Origin of the sequence: Actinacidiphila paucisporea (assembly GCF_900142575.1) — a bacterium.
GTDB lineage: Bacteria > Actinomycetota > Actinomycetes > Streptomycetales > Streptomycetaceae > Actinacidiphila > Actinacidiphila paucisporea.
Genome location: NZ_FRBI01000006.1, coordinates 76,860 through 97,124 on the forward strand (window position 1 = coordinate 76,860; position 20,265 = coordinate 97,124).

The 20,265-nt window shown below is 74.6% G+C and carries 17 protein-coding genes and 1 pseudogene; 11 read left to right on the forward strand and 7 right to left on the reverse strand.

Annotation, left to right across the window (positions count from 1 at the left end):
- Positions 1 to 12: 12 nt before the first annotated feature.
- Positions 13 to 984: a GlxA family transcriptional regulator gene (locus BUE44_RS11805; protein ID WP_073497033.1), complete on the reverse strand. Its 972-nt coding sequence runs from the start codon at positions 982 to 984 to the stop codon at positions 13 to 15.
- 71 nt (positions 985 to 1,055) lie between these two features.
- Here BUE44_RS11805 and BUE44_RS11810 point away from each other — a divergent pair, with 71 nt between their 5' ends.
- On the forward strand, positions 1,056 to 2,432 hold the full coding sequence (locus BUE44_RS11810; RefSeq protein ID WP_073497518.1) for an MFS transporter: 1,377 nt from the start codon (positions 1,056 to 1,058) through the stop codon (positions 2,430 to 2,432).
- A gap of 30 nt (positions 2,433 to 2,462) precedes the next feature.
- On the opposite strand, the gene BUE44_RS11815 is transcribed toward BUE44_RS11810, so the two are convergent.
- Positions 2,463 to 3,977 (reverse strand): aldehyde dehydrogenase (NADP(+)), encoded by a 1,515-nt coding sequence (locus BUE44_RS11815; RefSeq protein ID WP_073497035.1) that lies wholly within the window; start codon positions 3,975 to 3,977, stop codon positions 2,463 to 2,465.
- Positions 3,978 to 4,105: 128 nt separating this feature from the next.
- Between BUE44_RS11815 and BUE44_RS11820 the strand changes: the two genes are divergently transcribed.
- The 4 genes and pseudogenes from BUE44_RS11820 (at position 4,106) to BUE44_RS11835 (ending at position 7,459) form a co-directional block, all read left to right on the forward strand.
- Positions 4,106 to 4,876: an IclR family transcriptional regulator gene (locus tag BUE44_RS11820; RefSeq protein WP_073497037.1), complete on the forward strand. Its 771-nt coding sequence runs from the start codon at positions 4,106 to 4,108 to the stop codon at positions 4,874 to 4,876.
- A 43-nt stretch (positions 4,877 to 4,919) separates the two neighbouring features.
- Entirely contained in the window at positions 4,920 to 5,714 is a 795-nt protein-coding gene (locus BUE44_RS11825) for a class I SAM-dependent methyltransferase (RefSeq protein ID WP_073497039.1), read from the forward strand.
- 147 nt (positions 5,715 to 5,861) lie between these two features.
- A pseudogene (locus BUE44_RS11830) lies at positions 5,862 to 6,365 on the forward strand (SigE family RNA polymerase sigma factor); the annotation flags it as partial.
- 203 nt (positions 6,366 to 6,568) lie between these two features.
- The gene (locus BUE44_RS11835) at positions 6,569 to 7,459 is read left to right on the forward strand and encodes a hypothetical protein (protein ID WP_073497041.1); all 891 of its coding nucleotides are present in this window, start codon (positions 6,569 to 6,571) and stop codon (positions 7,457 to 7,459) included.
- A gap of 203 nt (positions 7,460 to 7,662) precedes the next feature.
- On the opposite strand, the gene BUE44_RS11840 is transcribed toward BUE44_RS11835, so the two are convergent.
- A complete protein-coding gene (locus BUE44_RS11840) occupies positions 7,663 to 8,856 on the reverse strand; it encodes a hypothetical protein (protein WP_073497043.1) in 1,194 nt (397 codons plus the stop codon).
- 1 nt (position 8,857) lies between these two features.
- A complete protein-coding gene (locus BUE44_RS11845; protein WP_073497045.1) occupies positions 8,858 to 9,790 on the reverse strand; it encodes a 5-dehydro-4-deoxyglucarate dehydratase in 933 nt (310 codons plus the stop codon).
- 271 nt (positions 9,791 to 10,061) lie between these two features.
- Here BUE44_RS11845 and BUE44_RS11850 point away from each other — a divergent pair, with 271 nt between their 5' ends.
- From BUE44_RS11850 to BUE44_RS11865, 4 genes are all read left to right on the forward strand, one after another.
- Entirely contained in the window at positions 10,062 to 10,871 is an 810-nt protein-coding gene (locus tag BUE44_RS11850; protein ID WP_073497048.1) for an NAD-dependent epimerase/dehydratase family protein, read from the forward strand.
- 38 nt (positions 10,872 to 10,909) lie between these two features.
- On the forward strand, positions 10,910 to 11,599 hold the full coding sequence (locus BUE44_RS11855) for an alpha/beta fold hydrolase (protein WP_235002067.1): 690 nt from the start codon (positions 10,910 to 10,912) through the stop codon (positions 11,597 to 11,599).
- Positions 11,600 to 11,634: 35 nt separating this feature from the next.
- Complete coding sequence (locus BUE44_RS11860) at positions 11,635 to 12,852, forward strand: TerD family protein (RefSeq protein WP_073497050.1); 1,218 nt, start codon at positions 11,635 to 11,637, stop codon at positions 12,850 to 12,852.
- Between the two features lie 245 nt (positions 12,853 to 13,097).
- The gene (locus BUE44_RS11865; RefSeq protein ID WP_073497052.1) at positions 13,098 to 13,742 is read left to right on the forward strand and encodes an HNH endonuclease family protein; all 645 of its coding nucleotides are present in this window, start codon (positions 13,098 to 13,100) and stop codon (positions 13,740 to 13,742) included.
- 70 nt (positions 13,743 to 13,812) lie between these two features.
- On the opposite strand, the gene BUE44_RS11870 is transcribed toward BUE44_RS11865, so the two are convergent.
- Both BUE44_RS11870 and BUE44_RS11875 read right to left on the reverse strand, forming a co-directional pair.
- The gene (locus tag BUE44_RS11870) at positions 13,813 to 15,312 is read right to left on the reverse strand and encodes an alkaline phosphatase PhoX (RefSeq protein ID WP_073497054.1); all 1,500 of its coding nucleotides are present in this window, start codon (positions 15,310 to 15,312) and stop codon (positions 13,813 to 13,815) included.
- A 189-nt stretch (positions 15,313 to 15,501) separates the two neighbouring features.
- A complete protein-coding gene (locus tag BUE44_RS11875; RefSeq protein ID WP_073497056.1) occupies positions 15,502 to 16,977 on the reverse strand; it encodes a hypothetical protein in 1,476 nt (491 codons plus the stop codon).
- A 162-nt stretch (positions 16,978 to 17,139) separates the two neighbouring features.
- Here BUE44_RS11875 and BUE44_RS11880 point away from each other — a divergent pair, with 162 nt between their 5' ends.
- Together BUE44_RS11880 and BUE44_RS11885 are read left to right on the forward strand one after the other, a co-directional pair.
- On the forward strand, positions 17,140 to 18,438 hold the full coding sequence (locus BUE44_RS11880; protein ID WP_235002068.1) for a hypothetical protein: 1,299 nt from the start codon (positions 17,140 to 17,142) through the stop codon (positions 18,436 to 18,438).
- A gap of 103 nt (positions 18,439 to 18,541) precedes the next feature.
- Positions 18,542 to 19,159 carry a pyridoxamine 5'-phosphate oxidase family protein gene (locus BUE44_RS11885; protein WP_073497058.1) on the forward strand — a complete coding sequence of 206 codons (618 nt, stop codon included), beginning with the start codon at positions 18,542 to 18,544 and terminating at the stop codon, positions 19,157 to 19,159.
- A gap of 23 nt (positions 19,160 to 19,182) precedes the next feature.
- On the opposite strand, the gene dapD is transcribed toward BUE44_RS11885, so the two are convergent.
- The gene (dapD, locus tag BUE44_RS11890; protein ID WP_073497060.1) at positions 19,183 to 20,163 is read right to left on the reverse strand and encodes a 2,3,4,5-tetrahydropyridine-2,6-dicarboxylate N-succinyltransferase; all 981 of its coding nucleotides are present in this window, start codon (positions 20,161 to 20,163) and stop codon (positions 19,183 to 19,185) included.
- Positions 20,164 to 20,265: the final 102 nt, after the last annotated feature.

Genomic DNA, 20,265 nt, shown 5'->3' on the forward strand with positions numbered 1-20,265 from the left:
CCGCCGGGCAGCTCACACGGCGGTCAGCCGGCTGAAGGCGCCGCGGTAGTCGCTGGGGGTCAGGCCGACCCGGCGCAGCAGGTGCTGGCGCAGCGAGTCCGCCGTGCCCAGGCCACTGGCCCTGGCCACCTGGTCGATGGGCAGCGTGGTGGTCTCCAGCAGCTCGCGGGCCCGGTCCACGCGCTGGTGCAGCAGCCACTGCAGCGGGCTGAGCCCGGTCTCGGCGTGGAAGCGCCGGGTGAGGGTGCGCACGCTGACCGCCGCGTGCCGGGCCAGGTCGGTGAGGGTGAGCGGCTGGTCGAGCCGGGTCATCGCCCACGCGCGGGTGTCGGCGAAGGACGTACCCGTCTCCGCGGGCAGCGGCGTCTCGGTGAACTGCGCCTGCCCGCCCGGCCGTACGGGCGCCACCAGGGCATGCCTGGCCACGCCGTTGGCGACGGCGGCGCCGAAGTCGGTGCGGATGATGTGCAGGCACAGGTCGATGCCCGCGGCGTATCCCGACGACGTCACCAGCTGGCCGTCCTGCACGAACAGGACGTCGGGCTGGACGTCGACGGCCGGGTAGCGGTCGGTGAACTCGCTGGTGTAGGTCCAGTACGTGGTCGCCCGGCGGCCGTCGAGCAGGCCCGCCTCGGCCAGCAGGAAGGCCCCGGTGCAGATCGACGCGACGCGCTTGCCGGCCGCCGCGGCGGCCCGCAGCGCCGCGAGCACCCGCGGGTCGGGCTCCTCCTTGGAGCCGGTGCCCGCCACGATCACCGTGTCGGCCCGGTCCACGGCGTCGAGCCCGCTGCGGATCACCACGTCCGCGCCGCCGCTGGTGCGGACCACGCCGGGCTCGGGGGTGCACAACTCCACCTCGTAGCCGGGCTGTCCGTCCACCTCGACCTTGGCGAAGAGCATGTCGGGCACGGCGAGGTTGAACATCGACACCGGCTGGTGCCCGATGACCACGACGCGGTGCGGGCGGCGGGCTGCGACGGCCATGGCCAGAACCTCCGGGTGTTTGGCATTCCGGCCACTACTGTATGCCCCGGGGCGCCGCCAGGCTGGTGGACATGTCACAGGACCTCACCGCACGCACCGGGCAACTCCCCTCCCCCACCCGGGATGCGGCGCCCGCCGGCCGCACCCTGGCCGCCGCGCTGCTCGGCTTCTTCCTCATCACCCTCGACGCCTCCGTGGTCAACGTGGCGCTGCCCGCGATCGGCGGCGACCTGCACGGCGGCCTGTCCGCGCTCCAGTGGGTGGTGGACGGCTACACGCTGGCCTTCGCGGCGCTGATGCTGTCCACCGGCGCGCTGTCCGACCGGATCGGCGCGGGGCGGGCCTTCACCGGCGGCGTCGCGGTCTTCGCCGCCGCCTCGCTGGCCTGCGGTGCGGCGCCCGGGCTCGGCGTGCTGATCAGCGCCAGGGTCGTGCAGGGGGTGGCCGCCGCGGTGGTGCTGCCGTCCTCGCTCGCCCTGGTCAGGCAGGCCTACCCCGACGCCGCCCGGCGGGCCAGGGCGATCTCGCTGTGGGCGGTGGGCGGTTCGTCCGCCGTCGCGCTCGGCCCGGTCGCCGGCGGCGCGCTGACCACGGCGTGGAACTGGCGGGGCATCTTCCTGGTCAACCTCCCCTTCGCGGTGGTCGCCCTGCTGCTCACCTCCCGCACCGGGCCCGCGGAGCGCCGCCGGGCGCCGCTGGACGTCCCGGGCCAGCTCACCGCGGTGCTGGCGCTGGCCGCGCTGACCTTCGCGGTGGTCGAGGGCGGCGGCGCGGGGTGGGCGGCGGCGGGGGTGGCGGTCGTGGCGAGCGCGGCCTTCTTCGCCATCGAGTCCCGGCACCCGCACCCGGTGGTGCCGCTCGGCCTGTTCCGCAACCCCGTCGTCACCGTCTCGATCGCGGCGGGCTCGGCGCTCAGCGTCGGCTTCTTCGGGATGTTCTTCGTCCTGGGCTTGTTCTTCCAGGAGGTGCGCGGGCAGTCCGCGCTCACCGCGGGGCTGATGTTCCTGCCGATGACGGTGCTGATCTCCACGGTCAACGTGATCTCCGGGCGCCTGAGCAACCGCTACGGCCCGCGGCTGCCGATGATCGCCGGCCAGCTCCTGATGGCCGCGGGCCTGCTCCTGCTGCTACCGGTCGGCGCCGGCACGCCGGCCGCGCTGCTGGCCTGCGCGATGATCCCGCTGGGCCTGGGCGGCGCGCTGGCGGTCCCGCCGCTGACCGCCGCGGCGATGGGCGCCGTTCCCGCGGACCGCGCGGGCCTGGCGGCCGGCGTGCTCAACGCGGGCCGCCAGGTCGCGGGCGCCCTGAGCGTGGCCCTCTTCGGCTCGCTGGTCGCCGACAAGGCGCACTTCATGACCGGGATGCGCCTGAGCCTGCTGATCGCGGCCGCCCTCGTCTGCCTGACGGCCCTCGCGACGGCCGTGGCCCTGCGCCCGCAGCGCGCCTGAGGGACGGTGCCCCTCAGGCGGAGAAGCCGTCTAGGACAGCGTGCCGTCGACGCGGCGGGGGACGCCGAGGGGGTTGGCGTCGCGGAGTTCGAGGGGCAGCAGGGCCGGCGGGGTGTCCTGGTAGGCGACCGGGCGCAGCCAGCGTTCGATGGCGGTGGCGCCCACCGAGGTGGAGGTCGAGGTAGTCGCCGGGTAGGGGCCGCCGTGGTGCTGGGCGGGGGCGACCGCGACGCCGGTGGGCCAGCCGTCGACCAGGACGCGGCCGGCCAGCGCGGTGAGGCGGGCCAGCAGTGCCGCCGCGGACCCGCCCTCCTGCGCGGCCTCGGCGGAGCCGAGGTGGGCGGTCGCGGTGAGGTTGCCGGGGAGCCGGTCGAGGACGGCGGCCAGCTCGGCCGCGGACCCGTAGCGTACGACCACGGTCAGCGGCCCGAAGCACTCCTCGAGCAGCGACTCGTCGAGGTCGGGTGCCGCGACGGTGACGAAGCCGGGGCGCACCCCGGTCTCCCCCTCGCCCGCGGGGACGACCGGCGCGGACACGCCGGGCAGCGCGACGCGACTGGCGGCGCCCTTGAGGAAGTTGTCCCGCATGCGGGCGTCGAGCAGCACGCCGGGCGCCGCCTCGCCCGCGGCGGCGGTGAGCGCGGCCACCAGCCGGTCGCCGTCCTGCCCGGCCGGGGCGAGCACCAGGCCGGGCTTGGTGCAGAACTGCCCGACGCCGAGGGTGAAGGACCCGGCGAGCCCGGCGCCGATCTGCTCGGCCCGCTCTGCGGCGGCGTCCGGCGTGACGACGACGGGGTTCAGGCTGCCCAGCTCGCCGTAGAAGGGGATGGGCTGCGGGCGGGCGGCCGCCGCGTCGTAGAGGGCGCGGCCGCCGGGGACGGAGCCGGTGAAGCCCGCGGCGGCGACCAGCGGGTGGCGTACCAGCTCGACGCCGGCCTGGAAGCCGTGCAGGGTCACCACGGTGTCGGCGGGCAGGCCGACGGACACGGCGGCGGCGCGCAGCAGTTCGGTGCACAGCGCGGAGGTGGCCGGGTGGTCGGGGTGCGCCTTGACCACGACCGGGCAGCCGGCGGCCAGCGCGCTGGCGGTGTCGCCGCCGGGGACGGAGAAGGCGAGCGGGAAGTTGCTGGCCGCGTAGACGGCGACGACGCCGAGCGGGATCTTCATCCGGCGCAGGTCGGGCCGCGGGATCGGCTGCGCGGCCGGGTCGGCGTGGTCGATGATCACGTCGAGGAAGGCGCCCTCGTCCACGACCTCGGCGAAAGCCCGCAGCTGGTAGGCGGTACGGGCCAGCTCGCCGGTGAGCCGGGGCACGCCGAGCGCGGTCTCCGCGTCGGCGGCGGCGATGACGGCGGCGGCCGATTCCTCCAGCGCCCCGGCAGCGGCGCGCAGCAGCCGGGAGCGTACGCTGCGGTCGGCGAGGGCGGGGATCGCCCTGGCGGCGGCGCGGACGGCGGCGTCGACCTCGGCCGCCGTGGCCTCGACGGCGACCTGCTCGCGCTGCTTCCCGGTACGGGGGTCGACGCTCCAGACTGGGACTGCCACCGGAATAACCTCCACATTTCCGTACTGCACACCGTCGTCGTTCTCTATACTGAACAACGTCTTCAGATGTGAATCTCCAAGGGAGCCTACGTCCGGGCCTCCCGGCCGAACAAGAGGGGTCGAGCGCAATGGGTGCTGCCGAGGGAGCCGGTTCCCAGGTCAAGTCCGCCGTCCGCACGGTGGAACTGCTGGAGTTCTTCGCCGGCCGGCCCGGTATGCACAGCCTGGCGTCCGTGCAGGAATCCGTCGGCTACCCCAAGTCCAGCCTCTACATGCTGCTGCGCACCCTGGTCGACCTCGGCTGGATCGAGACCGACGCGACCGGCACGCGGTACGGCATCGGCGTGCGCGCGCTGCTCGTCGGCACCTCCTACATCGACGGTGACGAGGTGGTGGCCGCGGCCCGGCCGACGCTGGACCGGATGTCGGACGACACCAGCGAGACCATCCACCTCGCGCGCCTCGACGGGACGAGCGTGGTCTACCTGGCGACCCGGCAGTCGCAGCACTACCTGCGCCCCTTCACCCGGGTCGGCCGGCGGCTGCCCGCCCACTCCACGTCACTGGGCAAGGCACTGCTCGCCACGTATACGGACGAGCAGGTGCGCAAGCTGCTGCCGGAGACGCTGGAGCCGCTCACCGAACACACCCACACCGACCGGGAGAAGCTGATCGCGGAGCTGGCGGTCATCCGCGAGCAGGGCTTCGCGGTGGACCGCGAGGAGAACACCCTGGGGCTGCGCTGCTTCGGCATCGCGGTCCCCTACCGGACGCCCGCGCGCGACGCGGTGAGCTGCTCGGTCCCGGTCGCCCGGCTCACCGGTGCGCACGAGCAGATGATCAAGGACGCGCTCTTCGACGCCCGCGACCGCCTGCTGCTCGCCACCAGGCGCCTGTGACCCCTGCCCCGGCGCCGCCGGGGGCCGCCGTAGGGTCGGCGGCATGAGCACTCACGGGACCGGGTACGACCCGGAGCTGTACGCGAGGCGGGCCGCCTCCTTCGGCGCGGTCGCCGCCGAATACGCCGCCCACCGGCCGGACTACCCGGCCGAGGCCGTCGCCTGGGCGCTGGCCCCCGCCGCCCGGGAGCGGGGCGCGGCCCTGCACGTGCTGGACCTGGCGGCCGGCACCGGCAAGCTGAGCGGCGGCCTGGTCGCGCTCGGGCACCGGGTGACGGCGGTGGAACCGGACCCGGCGATGCTCGACGAGCTGCGCCGCCAGGTGCCCGCGGCCACCGCCCTCGGCGGCTCCGCCGAGAGCATCCCGCTGCCGGACGCGTCGGTGGACGCGGTGCTGGTCGGGCAGGCGATCCACTGGTTCGACCAGGACAGGGCGCTGCCGGAGATCGCCCGGGTGCTGCGGCCGGGCGGCCCGCTGGCGACGCTGTCCAACGCCGAGGACGACCGGGTGGAGTGGGTCGCCGGGCTCGCCGCGGTCTCGCCGACCCAGGTGTCGTACCTGGGCTGGGAGACCAATCCGAGCCGCAGGATCGCGCCGCACCCGGCCTTCTCCGCCGCGGTGGACGAGGACTTCCCGCACAGCATGCCGCGCACGATCGAGTCGCTGACCGCCACGGTGGCGACGCACTCGCACATCCTGGTGATGGCGCCCGACGAGCGGGCGGCGGTGCTGGCGGGCATCGGGGACTACCTGCGCTCGCGCCCCGAGACGTCCGCGGGCGCGTTCGGCCTGCCGCTGGTGACCCGGGTGCAGCGCTGCGTGCGTGCCGGCGGCTGATGCCACCGGCATCCCCGCGGTCACAGGCCGTCGACCAGCGGTTACCACGGGAAAGAAAGATGATTCCCGACCTCTGCCCATAGCCTTTCCCCGCTGCTACGCTCTCGCCGCGCCGTGGCAGGGAGGTCCGGGCAGGAAGAGGTGATCGTGGGCACTGCCGTCGACGACGATGCCGCCGCGTTCCACGCGTTCTTCGAACGGCATTACGCCGAACTCGCCCGCCTCGCCCACCTGTTGACCGGCGAGGCGGACGCCGCCGACGACCTCGCGGCGGACGCCCTGGTGGCCCTGTGGCGGCGCTGGGACCGGGTGCGGACAGCCGACCACCCGGTGGCGTACGCCCGCGGCGTGGTGGCCAACCTGGCGCGTTCACGGATACGCAGCGCGATGCGCGAGCGGCGCCGGGTCGCCCTGTTCTGGTCGCAGCGCCCGGAACGCACCGACGGGCCCGACCTGCCGGCGGTGCTCGACCTGCGCGAGGCGCTGCAGCGGCTGCCGTTCCGCAAACGGGCCTGCGTGGTGCTGCGGCACGCGTTCGACCTGTCGGAGCGCGACACGGCGGCGGCGCTGGGCATCTCGGTCGGCACGGTCAAGAGCCAGACCTCCCGCGGCATCGCGGAGTTGGAGAGGCTGCTCGAACCGTGGACCGCGGAAGCCGGTACGGTGCAGGAGGCCGGATCGGCGGCTGTACGCAGTCCCGCCGGTCCCGAACGCCTGCCGCGCGCCGCCCGACCGGCCGGCGCGGCCGGCGCGGCAAACGGCGCTGCGGGTGAAATCGGCCCGGGCGCACAGCGATTGCTGGGTGCGGCGGGTCCTGCGACTCGTGCTCGTACTCGTACGGGACGGGGAATGTGATGACCGATCTGCCGGAGCGGCTGCGGAACGCGGCCGACGCCCACCGGCCCGACAGGGAACGGATGCTGGCCAGGGTCGAGCACGCGATGGCCGCCGACGACACCGGGCCGGGAGTGCACGACTCCCGCGCCAGGGGCTACGACCGGCCGCCCGCCGCGCCCTGGATGCGGGTGACCGCGGTGACGGCGGCGGTGGCGGGGGCGATCGGCATCGGCGGCCTCGCGGTGGGCGCCGTGACCGGCGACAGCCAGCCGACCGGCACGGTCGTCACGTCGGGCGGCACGGACGCCGCCACCTCGCAGGCCCCCGCGACCGGCGCCTCGGGCAGCGCGGGAACACGGGCGCCGGTGCCGCGGCACACCACAGCGGCCCCCGGGCACCGCAGGACCGTCGCCACCCCGCACGGCACGCCCGGCCGCAAGTCCCCGGTGGCGCCGAGCCCGCAGCCGCCGCCGGCCAGCTCGCCCGGGCCGTCCGGCGGCAACGACACCGGCGGCCGGGCGCCGACCGCCGACGGCCCCCTGTCCTCCAACGGCGTCATCGCCCCCGCCAGCAACGACTACTGGACGCAGAGCGACGTCGACCTGACGACGACCCAGCCGCTGACCTCGCTGACCGTGGAGCTGCGGATCGCCAGGAACAGCCACGAGACCAGCACCGGCTCGTGGACGTCGGTCCCGGACCGGACCGCCGCCCAGGTCACCGTGGAGGGCCAGTACCTGGTCTACCGCTGGACGCTGAACGCCGGGCAGACCCTCGCACCCGGCTCGTACACCTTCTCCGGCCAGTTCAACCACGACCAGGGGCAGGGCGGCACCGACGGCGACAGCTACACGGTCACCGCCGGGTACGGCTCGGGCGGCACGGCGAAGGTCGGCGGCATCTTCTGAACCGCCGGAAGCGCCCATGCGCGGGCCCTCCCGCGGTGCGTGGGGCACCGGGGGGTGGCGCCGGGAAATGTCCCGGAAATAAATTCGAGAACACGGCAACCTCCCGTGCACCGGTGGCGACTTGGGTATGCACCATCCTCCTGGCTCACCCGACCGGTGATGCTCCGGGGCGCGGCGGTACCCCCATGATCGCCGCGCTCCGGTCACCCGGCGGGCAGTGCCGCGCGGACCGCCGCCAGGTCGGCGTCCGAGGCGAGTCCCGCGTGGTAGAGCCGCAGCTGGTTGGCGCCGGCCTCGGCGGCGTGCGCGACGTCGGCGGCGAGGGTGCCGGGGCTGCCGCCCATGCCGGAGACCACCGTGAAGTTGGCGGCGACCACGGTGTGCGGCCCCGCGTGCGCGGCGACCGGGGCGAGCACCGCCTCGCGGCCCGCGGCGCCCGCGGGGCCCCCCGGGCAGGGCAGCACGAGGCCGTCGGCGTGGGCGAGGATCCCCGCGGGCCGCACACCGGCGTTGGCGCCGCAGCGGTAGGCGGCCGGGTCGGCGTGCATGAGCACCTGGAAGCCGGGTTCGGCGGCCGCGCGCACCGCCGCGACGGCCTGTTCCTGGAGTGAAGCGGCCGTCCCGGTACGCCAGGACAGGGTCAGTTCGGTCCACCGGGCGCCGAGCAGTCGCTCGATGCCCGGCAGTCCCGCCGCGTCGCTGCCGCCGTCCGACCACACCGGCGCCAGCGCGGTACGGACGGCCGAGGCCAGCTCCCCGGGGTCGGCGCCGAGATCGGCGTAGCCGTCCCGGCACCACGGGCAGAAGCACAGCGACATCAGGTAGTGGGCCGCGTCCCCGAGCGGCACCCCGCCGATCTTGTCGTGCGCGTGCAGGTGCGCGAGCCCGTACCAGCCCAGCGACTCCAGCTCCGTGCCGGCCGCGCCGGGGCGGGCGGCGGCCTCGGCGGCGAGGTCCAGCAGATAGGCGCGGACGGGCTCCTGGGCGATGCAGGGCGCCCACGGGTAGCGGTCGCCGTAGGCGTTGACGACGCTGGTGTCCGGGTGTTCCGCGCCCAGCCGGGAGTTGTGGGCGAGCACCACCCAGCTGTGCACGTCGAGCCCGGCGGCCCGCAGTTCGGCCGCCGCGGTGGCCCAGGCATCGTCGGCCGCGGCCCACGTACCTGCCGCGTACGGCCGCAACTCCCTTCCCTGCCAGCGCTTCGGGTCCGGCGGGTAGAGCGCGGCGGAGTGTTCCGCGGTGACCACCCGGTGGCGCGGGTGGCGCGGGGTGAGTGCCCGGGTGGAGTGGTAGGCGGCGGCGAGGGTGACCTGCTGCACGCCCAGCGCGGCGATCCGGCCGGCGGCGGCCGGGTCGCCGACGACGTCCCAGGGGTAGACGAAGGCGGACGTCCGCATGTCAGCGCTCCCCCAGCAACGTGAGCCCGTGCTCGATCAGTTCGGCCAGTTCCTTGACGTGCGCGGGCGCCGGCTCCGACAGCGGCGGCCGGACCTCGCCGACGTCCAGGCCGCGCAGCCGCACCGCGGCCTTGACCAGCGACACGGCATAACCGCGGCCCTGGTTGCGGAGGTTGACCAGCGGGCGGTAAAAGCCGTCGATCAGCCGGTCGACGGTGGCGTCGTCGCCGGTGGTCAGCGCCCGGTGGAAGGCCAGGGCGATCTCCGGCGAGAAGGCGTAGACGGCCGAGGAGTAGAGGGTGACCCCGAGGCCGCGATAGGCGAGCCCGGTCAGTTCCGCGGTGGGCAGGCCGTTGAAGTAGAGGAAGCCGTCGCCGGGCAGTTCGGTGCGGACCGCGCTGATGATCCGCTGCATCAGGTCGAGGTCGCCGTGACCGTCCTTGAGGCCGATGATGTTGGGGACCCTGGCGAGTTCGACGACGGTGGCGGGCGCGAAGACGGCGTTGTCGCGCTGGTAGACGATGACGTCGAGCGCGGTGCCGGCCGCGAGCGCGCGGTAGTGGCGCAGCAGGCCCTCCTGGTCGGGGACGACCAGATACGGCGGCATCGCCAGCAGCCCGTCGGCGCCGGCCCGCTCCGCGATGCCGGCGTATTCGAGGGCCAGCGCGGTGCCGTAGCCCGCACCCGCGACCACCGGCACCCGGCCCGCGGTCTCCTCGACCGCGGCGGCCACGCACGCGCCGAACTCCGCGGGCGACAGGGCGTGGAATTCGCCGGTGCCGCAGCAGGCGAAGACGGCCGCCGCACCGGCGTCCACCCCGGCGCGCACGTGCGCGCGGAAGGCGTCGAGGTCCAGACCGCCGTCCGGGCCGAAGGCCGTCACGGGGAAGAACAGCAGGCCGTCGAGACGCTCGGCGAGTGAGGGTGAGGTCATCGGGTTCCCCCTGAAGGTCCGGTCTGTGCGCTCATATGATTCACGTCTATATTCATGAACGCTGCCACGCTAGGCGAGCACCCACAGGCGGGTCAAGCCGCCGAGCACCGCTCACATGCACCCGCAACGGACCCTTCTTGTCCATATACCTGAATAGCGGCCACGGATATACTCACCGGGGTGCCACCGGCCCACCGCGCCGGCCGCACCCGCCGGCGCGTCCGTCATGTCAGTGGCCCCCCGGGGCCGGTGAGACCGAGGAGACCTCCCCATGCCCGCTCCCCGCACCATTCTGCTCACCGGCGCCGCCGGAGGTCTCGGCACCCTCATGCGCGGCCTCCTGCCGTCCTACGGCTACCGGCTGCGGCTGCTCGACATGCTGCCGATCGACGGCGAGCCCGACGCGATCACCGCGGACCTCGCCGACCGCGACGCCCTGCGCGCCGCCGTACGCGGGGTCGACGCCGTCGTCCACCTGGCCGGCATCTCGCTGGAGTCGACCTTCGAGAAGGTCCTGCGGGCCAACATCGAGGGCACCTTCAACCTCTACGAGGCGGCGCGCGAGGAAGGGGTGCGGCGGATCGTCTTCGCGTCCAGCAACCACGCGGTCGGCTTCACCCCGCGCCCGCAGGGCGACGACCCGCTCATCCCGGTCGACACCCCGCGCCGTCCCGACACCTTCTACGGCCTGTCCAAGTGCTTCGGCGAGGACCTGGCGCAGCTCTACGCCGACCGGCACGGGGTCGACACGGTGTCGATCCGGATCGGCTCCTGCTTCCCCGAACCCACCACGGTCCGCATGCTGTCGGTCTGGATGAGCCCCGCGGACGGCGCCCGCCTCTTCCACGCGGCCCTCACCGCCGACGTCACCGGTCACACCGTCGTCCACGGCAGCTCGGCCAACACCCGGCTGTGGTGGGACCTCGGCCCGAGCCGCGCGCTGGGCTACGAGCCCCAGGACGACTCCGAGCCCTTCGCCGCCGCCCTCCTCGCCGCCCAGGGCGACCTCGACCCGGCCGACCCGGCCCACGCCAACCTGGGCGGCGCCTTCTGCACCGACCCGCCGATCTGGCCGTACTGACCGGGGAGCCGTGGGATCGTACGGGGGTGGACCCCCGGATGGTGATGCGCGTGGCGGCGCCCGGCGCCGAGGGCGCCGTGCTGCTGCTGCACGGCGGCGCGGAGAACGGCTTGCGGCGCCCCTCATGGCTCAATCCGGCGTCGTGGCGGATGCGGCCGTTCGCGACGGCCGTCGGCAGGGGCGGCGGCCTGACGGTCGCCGAGGCCCGGTATCGGCACCGCGGGTGGAACGGCGAGCGGGCCGACGCCGCACGGGACGCCGCCGAGGCGCTGGCCGCGCTGCGGGAGCGCACCGGGGGGCTTCCCACCGTGCTGGTGGGCCATTCGATGGGGGCCAGGGCCGCGCTGCGGATCGCGGCGGAGCCGGGGGTCGCGGGGGTGGTCGCGCTGGCCGCGTGGTGCCCGCCCGAGGACCCGGTCGAGCAACTGGCCGGGGCACGGCTGGTGTTCGTGCACGCGGCGGCCGACCGGATCACCTCCCCGCGCGAGTCGCTGCTGACGGCCGTACGGGCACGGGCGGCGGGCGCCCAGGTGTGCCGATTCGTGGTGCCCGGCGGGGACCACGCGATGCTGCGGCAGGCCGGGCTGTGGCACGCGCTGACCGCCGCGGCGGTCCACGGCCTGCTCGGGCTGCGCCCGCTGCCGCCCGAGACGGTGTCCGCCTTCGCGCTGCCCGCACGCTCCACCGACGGCCTCGGCGTACGGGCCGTCCCCCGGGCGGCCGGGTAATGGAACCGCAAAGCGGAGTCGGTCGTTAGCCGGACATGACCGCAATGACGCCTGGCTCGAATGTGCCGCTGTCCGTCCCCCGCGTGGCCGTCGATGTGGCCGCCCCGGCGCGGCTCGACGTCTCGGGCCTGCTCCTCACCGCCGACGGCAAGGTGCGCTCCGACGACGACTTCGTCTTCTACAACCAGCCGCAGGGCGGCCCGGGGGTGACGCACCGCCCGGGTGGCGGATCCGCCCCGGACGCCATCACGGTGGACACCGAGGCGGTGCCCGCCGGTATCGAGAAGATCGTGGTGACGGCGAGCCTGGACGGCGGTGCCGCCTTCGCGGGGACGGTGCCGACGGCCACCGTGCGCAATGCCGACGACGGTTCGGTGATCGCCACCTTCGCCCCGGCCGGGCTCGGCCCGGAGACCGCCCTGGTGGTGGTCGAGGTCTACCGCAGGGGCGGCGCCTGGAAGGTCCGCGCGGTCGGGCAGGGGTACGCCGACGGCCTGGCGGGCATCGCCACCGACTTCGGCGTGAGCGTCGACGAGCCGGCCGCACCCGCGCAGCCCGCCGCGCCGGCGCCGCAGACCGCGCAGGCCCCGCCGACCGGTCCCGCGGCCACCCACCTGCCGCCTCCGCCGCCCGCCGCGCCGCCGGCCCAGCCCCCGGCCCCGGCTGCCGCGCCCGGACGGATCAACCTGGACAAGGGCCGGGTCAATCTGCGGAAGAACGAGACGGTGTCGCTGGTCAAGGGCGGCAAGCCGCTGCTGTCCTCGGTCCGTATGGGCCTGGGCTGGGAGCCGGCCTTCGGCGGCCGGGACATCGACCTCGACGCGTCGGTGATCGTCTACGGTCCGCAGCGCAACCATCTGGACACCTGCTACTTCGGCCGGCTCACCGTGCTGAACGGCGCGATCCAGCACTCCGGGGACAACCTCACCGGCGACGGCTCGGGCGACGACGAGTCGATCACCGTCCACCTCGGCGGGCTGCCGCCGGAGGCCACCGGCCTGCTCTTCACCGTCAACTCGTATTCGGGGCAGAAGTTCAACAAGGTCGCGAAGGCGTACTGCCGGCTGCTGGACGCCGCTTCCGGCGAGGAGCTGGTGCGCTTCGACCTCACCAGCGGGGAGGCCAGAACGGGCGTGCTGATGGCCAAGCTGGTCAAGCAGTTCTCCGGCGAGTGGGAGATGACCGCGATCGGTACGTTCGTGGACGCGCGCACCGCGAAGTCCCTGGTCAAGCCGGGGGCCGCGGCCCTCTGAGCCGATCCGGGCGCGGCGGACGGCCCGGCTCCCGCGGCCCCGTGAGTGGACCGCGAACGGCCCGGACTCCCTTGCGGAGCCGGGCCGTTCGCATGCGCGCGCGCCGGATCACCCGCGCGCGTGTTTTTGTCATGGTCACTTAGATTTTACCGCCGACCGTCTACCCGCATAGACCCGTGGCCGGGACCCTGGTTGAGCACGGCGTGCGACCACACGCCCACCCCTAGCAACGGGAGCGCTCAGCCATGCCCGCTAACCGTCTCGCACTCCGAATAGGCTCGACCGCGGGCGCCGCCGCGCTCGCCGCCACCGCCCTGCTGGCGAGCAGCGGCACCGCGCAAGCCGCGCTGCCCACCCCCATCGCCGCCTCCACCGCCCGCAGTTACCTCTCCGGGATGACGGCGACCCCCGAGACGCACGCCTCCACCTACGACCGCAACCTGTTCCCGACCTGGATCACCATCTCCGGGACCTGCGACACCCGCGAGTACGTGCTCAAGCGCGACGGCAGCGGTGTGGTGACCGACAGCTCCTGCAAGTCCACGTCGGGCAGTTGGACCAGCGCCTACGACGGGGTGACCACCACCAACCCGTCGACGTTCGACATCGACCACCTCGTCCCGCTGGCCGAGGCGTGGGACTCCGGCGCGTGGGCGTGGACCACCGCCCAGCGGCAGGGCCTGGCAAACGACGTGACCCGCCCGCAGCTCATAGCCGTCTCGGCGTCGTCCAACCGCTCCAAGGGCGACGACGACCCGGCCGAGTGGCTGCCGCGCGCGTCGTACCAGTGCACCTATGCCCGTGCCTGGGTGCAGGTCAAGCACTACTACGGGCTGACCGTGGACAGCGCGGAGAAGTCGGCGCTCTCCTCGATCCTCAACGGCTGCTGAGCCGCGCGGAATCGGTACGGCCGACCCGGAGCCGTCGCTCCGGGGCGGCCGTCGCTCCCCGCGGGCGGGCTCAGCGGCCGGCGGCCTGGCGGCGCCAGGGGCCGGTGACGGCGAGCATGATGCCCGGCGTCTGGATGTTGGCGAAGAGCGTGTCGCCGTCGGGCGAGAAGGTCACGCCGGTGAACTCGCTGTACTCCGGCTCCGCTTCGCTGCCGATGTTCAGCTCGTTGCGGGCCAGCGGGTAGGTGCGGCCGTCGTCCAGCGCGCCGAACAGGTGCTGCACGCCGGCGCCGTCCTCGGCGATGATCAGGCCGCCGTACGGCGACACCGTGATGTTGTCGGGGCCGTCGAAGGAACCGTCCTGCTCCGGCGCGGTGTTGACGCCGAGCAGCACCTTGAGGGTCAGGGTGCGGCGGGCCGGGTCGTAGAACCACACGGCGCCGTCGTGCTGGACCGGGCTCTCCCCGCGGGCGAAGGACGAGACGACGTAGGTGCCGCCGTCCGCCCACCACATGCCCTCCAGCTTGCGCGCCCTGGTGACCTCGCCGTCCGTGAACTGCTTGCGGACCGAGGCGGTCCGCGCGTCGCGGTCGGGCACGTCGACCCAGTCCACGCCGTAGCGGGTGCCGATCTTCGTCGCGCGCGACAGGTCGTCCACGAAGCGGCCGACGGAGTCGAAGCAGCGGAAGGCCTGCAGCACGCCGTCGGTGTCGCCCAGCGCGGCGAGCCGGCCGCGGCCGTGTTGGAAGCCGTGCGGCGGGGTCCAGCGGTAGAGCAGGCCGTTGGGGCCCGACGCGTCCTCGGTGAGGTAGAGGTGGCCGCGCCGGGGGTCGACGACGACGGCCTCGTGCGCGTAGCGGCCCAGCGCCTTGATCGGCTCGGGGTCGCGATTGGCGTGCCGGTCGTGCGGGTCGACCTCGAAGACGTAGCCGTGGTCCTTGGTCATACCGTTGGAACCGGCCCGGTCCTCGGTCTCCTCGCAGGTCAGCCAGGTGCCCCAGGGAGTCGCACCACCGGCGCAGTTGGTGGCGGTGCCGGCGATGCCGACCCACTCGGTGACCGGCTCGGCGTGGCCCCCGCCACGGCCGTCCTCGTCGCCGCGCCAGTGCCTCGGCACCTCGACGACCGTGCAGCCGCCGGCGGCGGCGGGGTCGTAGACCAGGCCGGGGACGTGCGGTACGGGGTGCGCCGCGGCGGTCAGCGGGCCGCCGATCTCGTGGTTGTTGACCAGCAGCGTGGCGCCGCGCTCGCCCGCGAAGGCGGCGGTGCCGTCGTGGTTCGACGGGGTCGTCCCGCCGGACTCCAGCGTGGTCGTGCCCGTCCGGGTGACGACCCGGTAGGTGAAGCCGGCCGGCAGCGCGAGCAGGCCCGCGGGGTCGGCGATCAGCGGCCCGTAGCCCAGTTCGGGGCAGTGTCCGTGCGGGTGGCCGTGGTCGTCACCGCGGCCCGCGGGCGCCCCCGCGGCGAGCGCGCCGGGTGCGGTGGCCAGGACGTCGACGGCACCGGCGAGGGCGATGCCGGCGCCGGTGAGCGCGGAACGGTGGACGAAGTCTCTGCGGCTGAGCGGCACGGTGGCTCCCTTATGTCGCGATGGCGCGTGCATGCGGCGGCCACGCTCCCGGCCGGCGGCCAACTGCCGGTGAACGGAGCGGATACGGAAAAGGGCGGCTCCATAGTGAGGCCAAGAATTCGTAAAGGGAGATTCAAAACGCGTGGCAGGAGGGACGGCCGGGGCCGCCCCTCCGCGTCCCCTCCGCCCTCAGGCCCCGTCGCGGGAGCGGGCCTTGAAGGCGGCCTTGCGGGCGTCCTTGGCGGCCTTGCGGTCCGGGTGCAGCCGGCCCATCGCCTCCAGCACGTCGGCGGTGGCCGGGTGCTCCACCCGCCAGGCCGCGTCGAAGAAGCCGTCGTGCCGCTCGACCAGGTCGCGGACCAGGTCCGACAGCAGCTCCGGGTCGTCGTCCGCGGCGAGCTGGGCGGCCAGGGTGTCGATGGTCAGCCAGAAGATCATGTCCGCGTCGGGCGTCGGCACGTCGGACGCGCCGCTCTCGGTGAGCCACACCCGGGCCAGACCGCCGAGCTGCCGGTCGTCGAGCACCTCGCGCAAGGCGGGTTCGGCCTCGGCGCCCACCAGGGTCAGCGTCTGCTGGCACATCAGCCGACGGGCGGGAGCGCCCTCGTCGTCACCGCGGCCGGCCGCCAGCAACTCCCGCGCCGCGTCCACCGGCTTGCGGTCCAGGAGCCACAACTCCGCCTCCGCGCGGGCCGCGTGGTCCGGATATCCGGCCAGCGCGTCCAGCAGCCCGGTGCCGGTCGCCCCCGCGAGGTCGCCCACCACCGGCGCCACCGCGCCCGCCTCCATGAGCAGTTCCCGCAGGCCGTGCACGCCCAGCGGGGTGAGCCGCACCATTCCGTAGCGGGAGATCTCCTCCGGGTCCAGCTCGCCGTCCCGCGCCTGCGGCCCCGGCTCCTCGTCCTCCTCGATCAGCGCCTCGTCCACCGGCCGGTAGTCCAGCAGCCCCGCAGGTGCCAGCAGCCGGAAGTGGTCGTCCAGCCGCATCATGACCTCGGTGACCTCTTCGAGGACGGCGTCACTGGGCTGCTCCATGTCGTCCGGCACCACCAGCGACGCCGCAAGCACCGGCAGCGGCACCGCGCCCTGGGTGGCCTCCGAGCCGTCGTCCAGCGCCGTCAGGGTGTAGAGGTTGGCCAGCGCGGTGTCGAGGAACTCGGCCTCCTCATCCGGGTCCCAGTCCTGCTCCTCCAGGTCGCCCAGGTCGTCAGGCAGCTGCTCCAGGTCCGGCGACGCGGCCTCCGCGAGCGCGGCCTCCGCCGCGGCGAGCCACACGTCGAGCACGTCCCGCGGGTCCCCCGCGGCGATCCGCTCGGCCGCCTCACCCGGCACCGCCCGCCCGGCCGCCTCACCCGGCGGGGTGGACTCCTCGGCCTCCTCCTCGATCTCCAGGTCGACCAGCCCGGTGTCCACGGCGACGGCCCACGCCTGCGCCGCGTCCACGAGCCGGTCCTCGTCCTCGCCCTGGTCGCCGCCCAACTCCTCGGCGGCGGCCACCAGATCGGCGTCCAGCAGCTCCCCCACGGCGTCCACCGCCCGCTCCGGCGCCGCCCAGCGGGCCAGCCGCAACGCGCGGTCGAGCAGCGGCACGTCCAGCGCCAGTTGCGCCAGTTCGTCCGGGGACAGCAGCCGTACGGGCGGCAGGACGAGAGGACTTGCGGACATCGGGACAGCTCCCATTCGACACGTCGGGCTCGGCGACGAAGGCGGACCGCGCCGCCTTGCGCACTCAGCGTAGGCCCTCCGGGCCGCCGGTTCCCCTCACGCGGGGACGCGCACCGGGAGCGCCGATTGCGTGCGGGGACGCCGGGGCGGCAAGGTGGGCGGGTGAGTGGGGTCAGTGAAGCGCGGCGGCACGCCGCGACCGTGGCGCAGGGGGCGGCGACGGGGACGCGGCAGCACTTCGCCGTCCTGGTGCCGGTGGGGCTGGACGCGGATCCGCCGTGGGCGGCGGGGCCGCTGCCTTTCCAGGTGGGAGGACGGGTCGCGGACGCGGACGGCAGACGCGGGGTGTTCACGACCGCGGCGGCCCGCGCCCTGTACGACCGCCGGTGGCACACGTGGGAGTCCCGGTCGGAGGGGGCCCTGCGGCTCGACGGGATGGAGCTGCTGCGTACTCCCACCGCGAGGGCCGCCCGGCAGGCGCTCGCGGTCCTGCACTTCACCGTCGCCGGCAGCACGCCGATACTGCCGCTGCTGCGGGCCATGAGCCACCGGCGGCTGGTCGGGGAGTCCGACCCGCTCGAGGGCGCGCTGGCGCCGGCGGCGCTGCTGGGCGCGGTGGCCGACACCGCCGCGGCCGCGGCGCCGTTCGCGCTGTCGCGGCCGTACACCGTGACCTTCGTGGCTCCCGGCCCGGCGTTCGGCGCGCTGGCGCTGCGTGACGCGGCGACCGGGGAGGTCCCGCCGGAGGCGGACGAGTACCTGCGCTCGCTCGCGTCCCGCTCGGCCCCGGACGACCTGCCGGCCCCGCCGGAGTACGTACCGGACCACCAGGCCGAGGTCCGGCGGATATCGGCGGACTGGAGCGCGCTCGTCCTGCGCCAGGGCGCCGCCTTCCTCGGCCACCGGGCCGACACCGGCGCCGGCGACTTCTACGACTGGGCCGCGCACAACGCGCGTACGGTCTACCTCGACGCACTGCTGCTCGCCACCGTCCAGCGCAACCACATCGACGAGCTGACCGACGACCTGTCCGCCGTCTTCGAGGGCCCGGGCCTGGCCCGCCGGGTCGCCGCGCTCGAAGAGCGCATCGCGCACTTCCGCAGTACGTACTGGCGCCAGCACCTCAGCGCCCACGGCCCCGCCAACACCCTGCTGCTGGCCTTCCAGCGCAAGCACCGGCTGCCGGAGCGCTTCGAGCTGATCCTCGCCGAGGCCGCGGACTACGCGCGGCTCGTGCAGACCCAGGAGAGCCAGCAGATCGCCGGGGCGCTCGGCGTGCTGACCGTCCTCGGGCTGCCGCTGGGCACCGCGCTGTCCATCCTGCAGGTGCTCGGCGACTCCGACCCGTGGCACCTGGCACTCGCCCTGACCGCGTCACTGGGCGCGACGGCCGCCGCGCTCACCACGCGCTACGGCCGCCTGGTCGTCTCCTCGCTGCGCGGCGGGCCGCGGCGACGCTGAGCGCGTCACGCGTACGGGCCGGCTCTGCCCCGTCTCGCGGAGCGAGGCCGCGGGTAGGGTCACAGGAGGGGCCGCAGGAGGGTCGACGCAGGGGGGTGGCGGGGTGCGGGAGATCGGCAGCGAAGCCGAGCTGCGGGAGCTGGTCGGGGAGCCGACCGCGCGGAACGCGGCGAAGGTGCGCGGGGAGCTGGACGCGCTGGACCGGGCGTGGCTGGCGGCCGCGCCGTTCCTGCTGATGGCCACCGCGGGGGCGGACGGGTCGTGCGACGTGTCGCCGAAGGGCGACCCCGCCGGGTTCACCCTCGTGCTGGACGAGCGGACCATCGCGGTGCCGGAGCGGCCGGGCAACCGCAGGGCGGACGGCTTGCTGAACATCCTGGCCAATCCGCGGGTCGGGCTGATCTTCCTGGTCCCCGGCCGCGGCGACACGCTGCGGATCAACGGGCGGGCCCGGCTCGTGCGGGACGCGGACTTCTTCGACCGGATGACGGTCAAGGGGCACCGCCCGTCGCTGGCGGTGCTGGTGGACATCGACGAGGTCTTCTACCACTGCTCGAAGGCGTTCCTGCGCAGCGCGCTGTGGAAGCCGGAGGCCTGGCGGCCGGACGAGGCGCCGTCCCGGGCGGCGATCGCGCACGCGCAGGACCGCAAGGGCGAGGATCTCGCGGAGCTGGAGGCGTACTACGGCCCCGGCTACGGTCTGGACTCCATGTACAGCTGACCGCAACCGGGGGCCCGAACCCGTCAGTTGTGGCTGTGCAGCACCGCGTTGAGGCCGCCCCACGAGCCGGTGCGCTGGAGCACCTCGACCTTGCCGGTGGTGGAGTTGCGGCGGAAGAGCAGGTTGTCGCCGCCGGACACTTCGACGGCCTTGACGATCTCGCCGTCGGGCAGCGTCACCCGGGTCCCGGCGGTGACGTAGAGGCCGGCCTCGATCACGCAGTCGTCGCCGAGGGCGATGCCCAGGCCCGACTCGGCGCCGAGCAGGCAGCGTTCGCCGACCGAGACGATCTGCGTACCGCCGCCGGACAGCGTGCCCATGATGGACGCGCCGCCGCCGATGTCGGAGCCGTCACCGATGACCACGCCCTGCGAGATGCGGCCCTCGACCATGGAGGTGCCCAGGGTTCCGGCGTTGAAGTTGCAGAAGCCCTCGTGCATCACGGTGGTGCCCTCGGCGAGGTGCGCGCCGAGCCGGACGCGGTCCGCGTCGGCGATACGGACGCCGGCCGGTGCCACGTAGTCCGTCATCCGGGGGAATTTGTCGACGCCGTAGACGGACAGGTGCAGGCCCGCGGCGCGGGCGGCCAGGCGGGCGGCGGCCAGGTTCGGCACCGGGACCGGGCCGATCGAGGTCCAGGCGACGTTCGCCAGGACGCCGAACAGCCCTTCCAGGTTCAGCTCGTTGGGGCGGACCAGGCGGTGGCTGAGCAGGTGCAGCCGCAGGTACGCGTCGTGCGCGTCCAGCGGCTTGTCGTCGGTGGAGGCGATGGCGGTCCTGACGGCGACCACCTCGACGCCGCGGCGCGGGTCGGGACCCAGCGCGGCGGGGGCCGCACTCCCCAGGGCCTGCGCGGCCTCCTCGGCGGTCAGCCGCGCGGTGCCCGCGGGCCCCGGCTCCGCGGTGAGCTGCGGGGCGGGGTACCAGGTGTCGAGCACGGTGCCGTCGTCGGCGACGGTGGCAAGTCCGACGCCGAGGGCGCCGGAGGCACGGGAGTCATTCATACGTATGACGCTAACGCGTCCCCCGACCATCCGTGCACCCGGCCCGCCGCGGCCGCCCCGGCACGGCGAGCGCCGCGGCGGCGGCCCGGGCGAAGCCCTCGG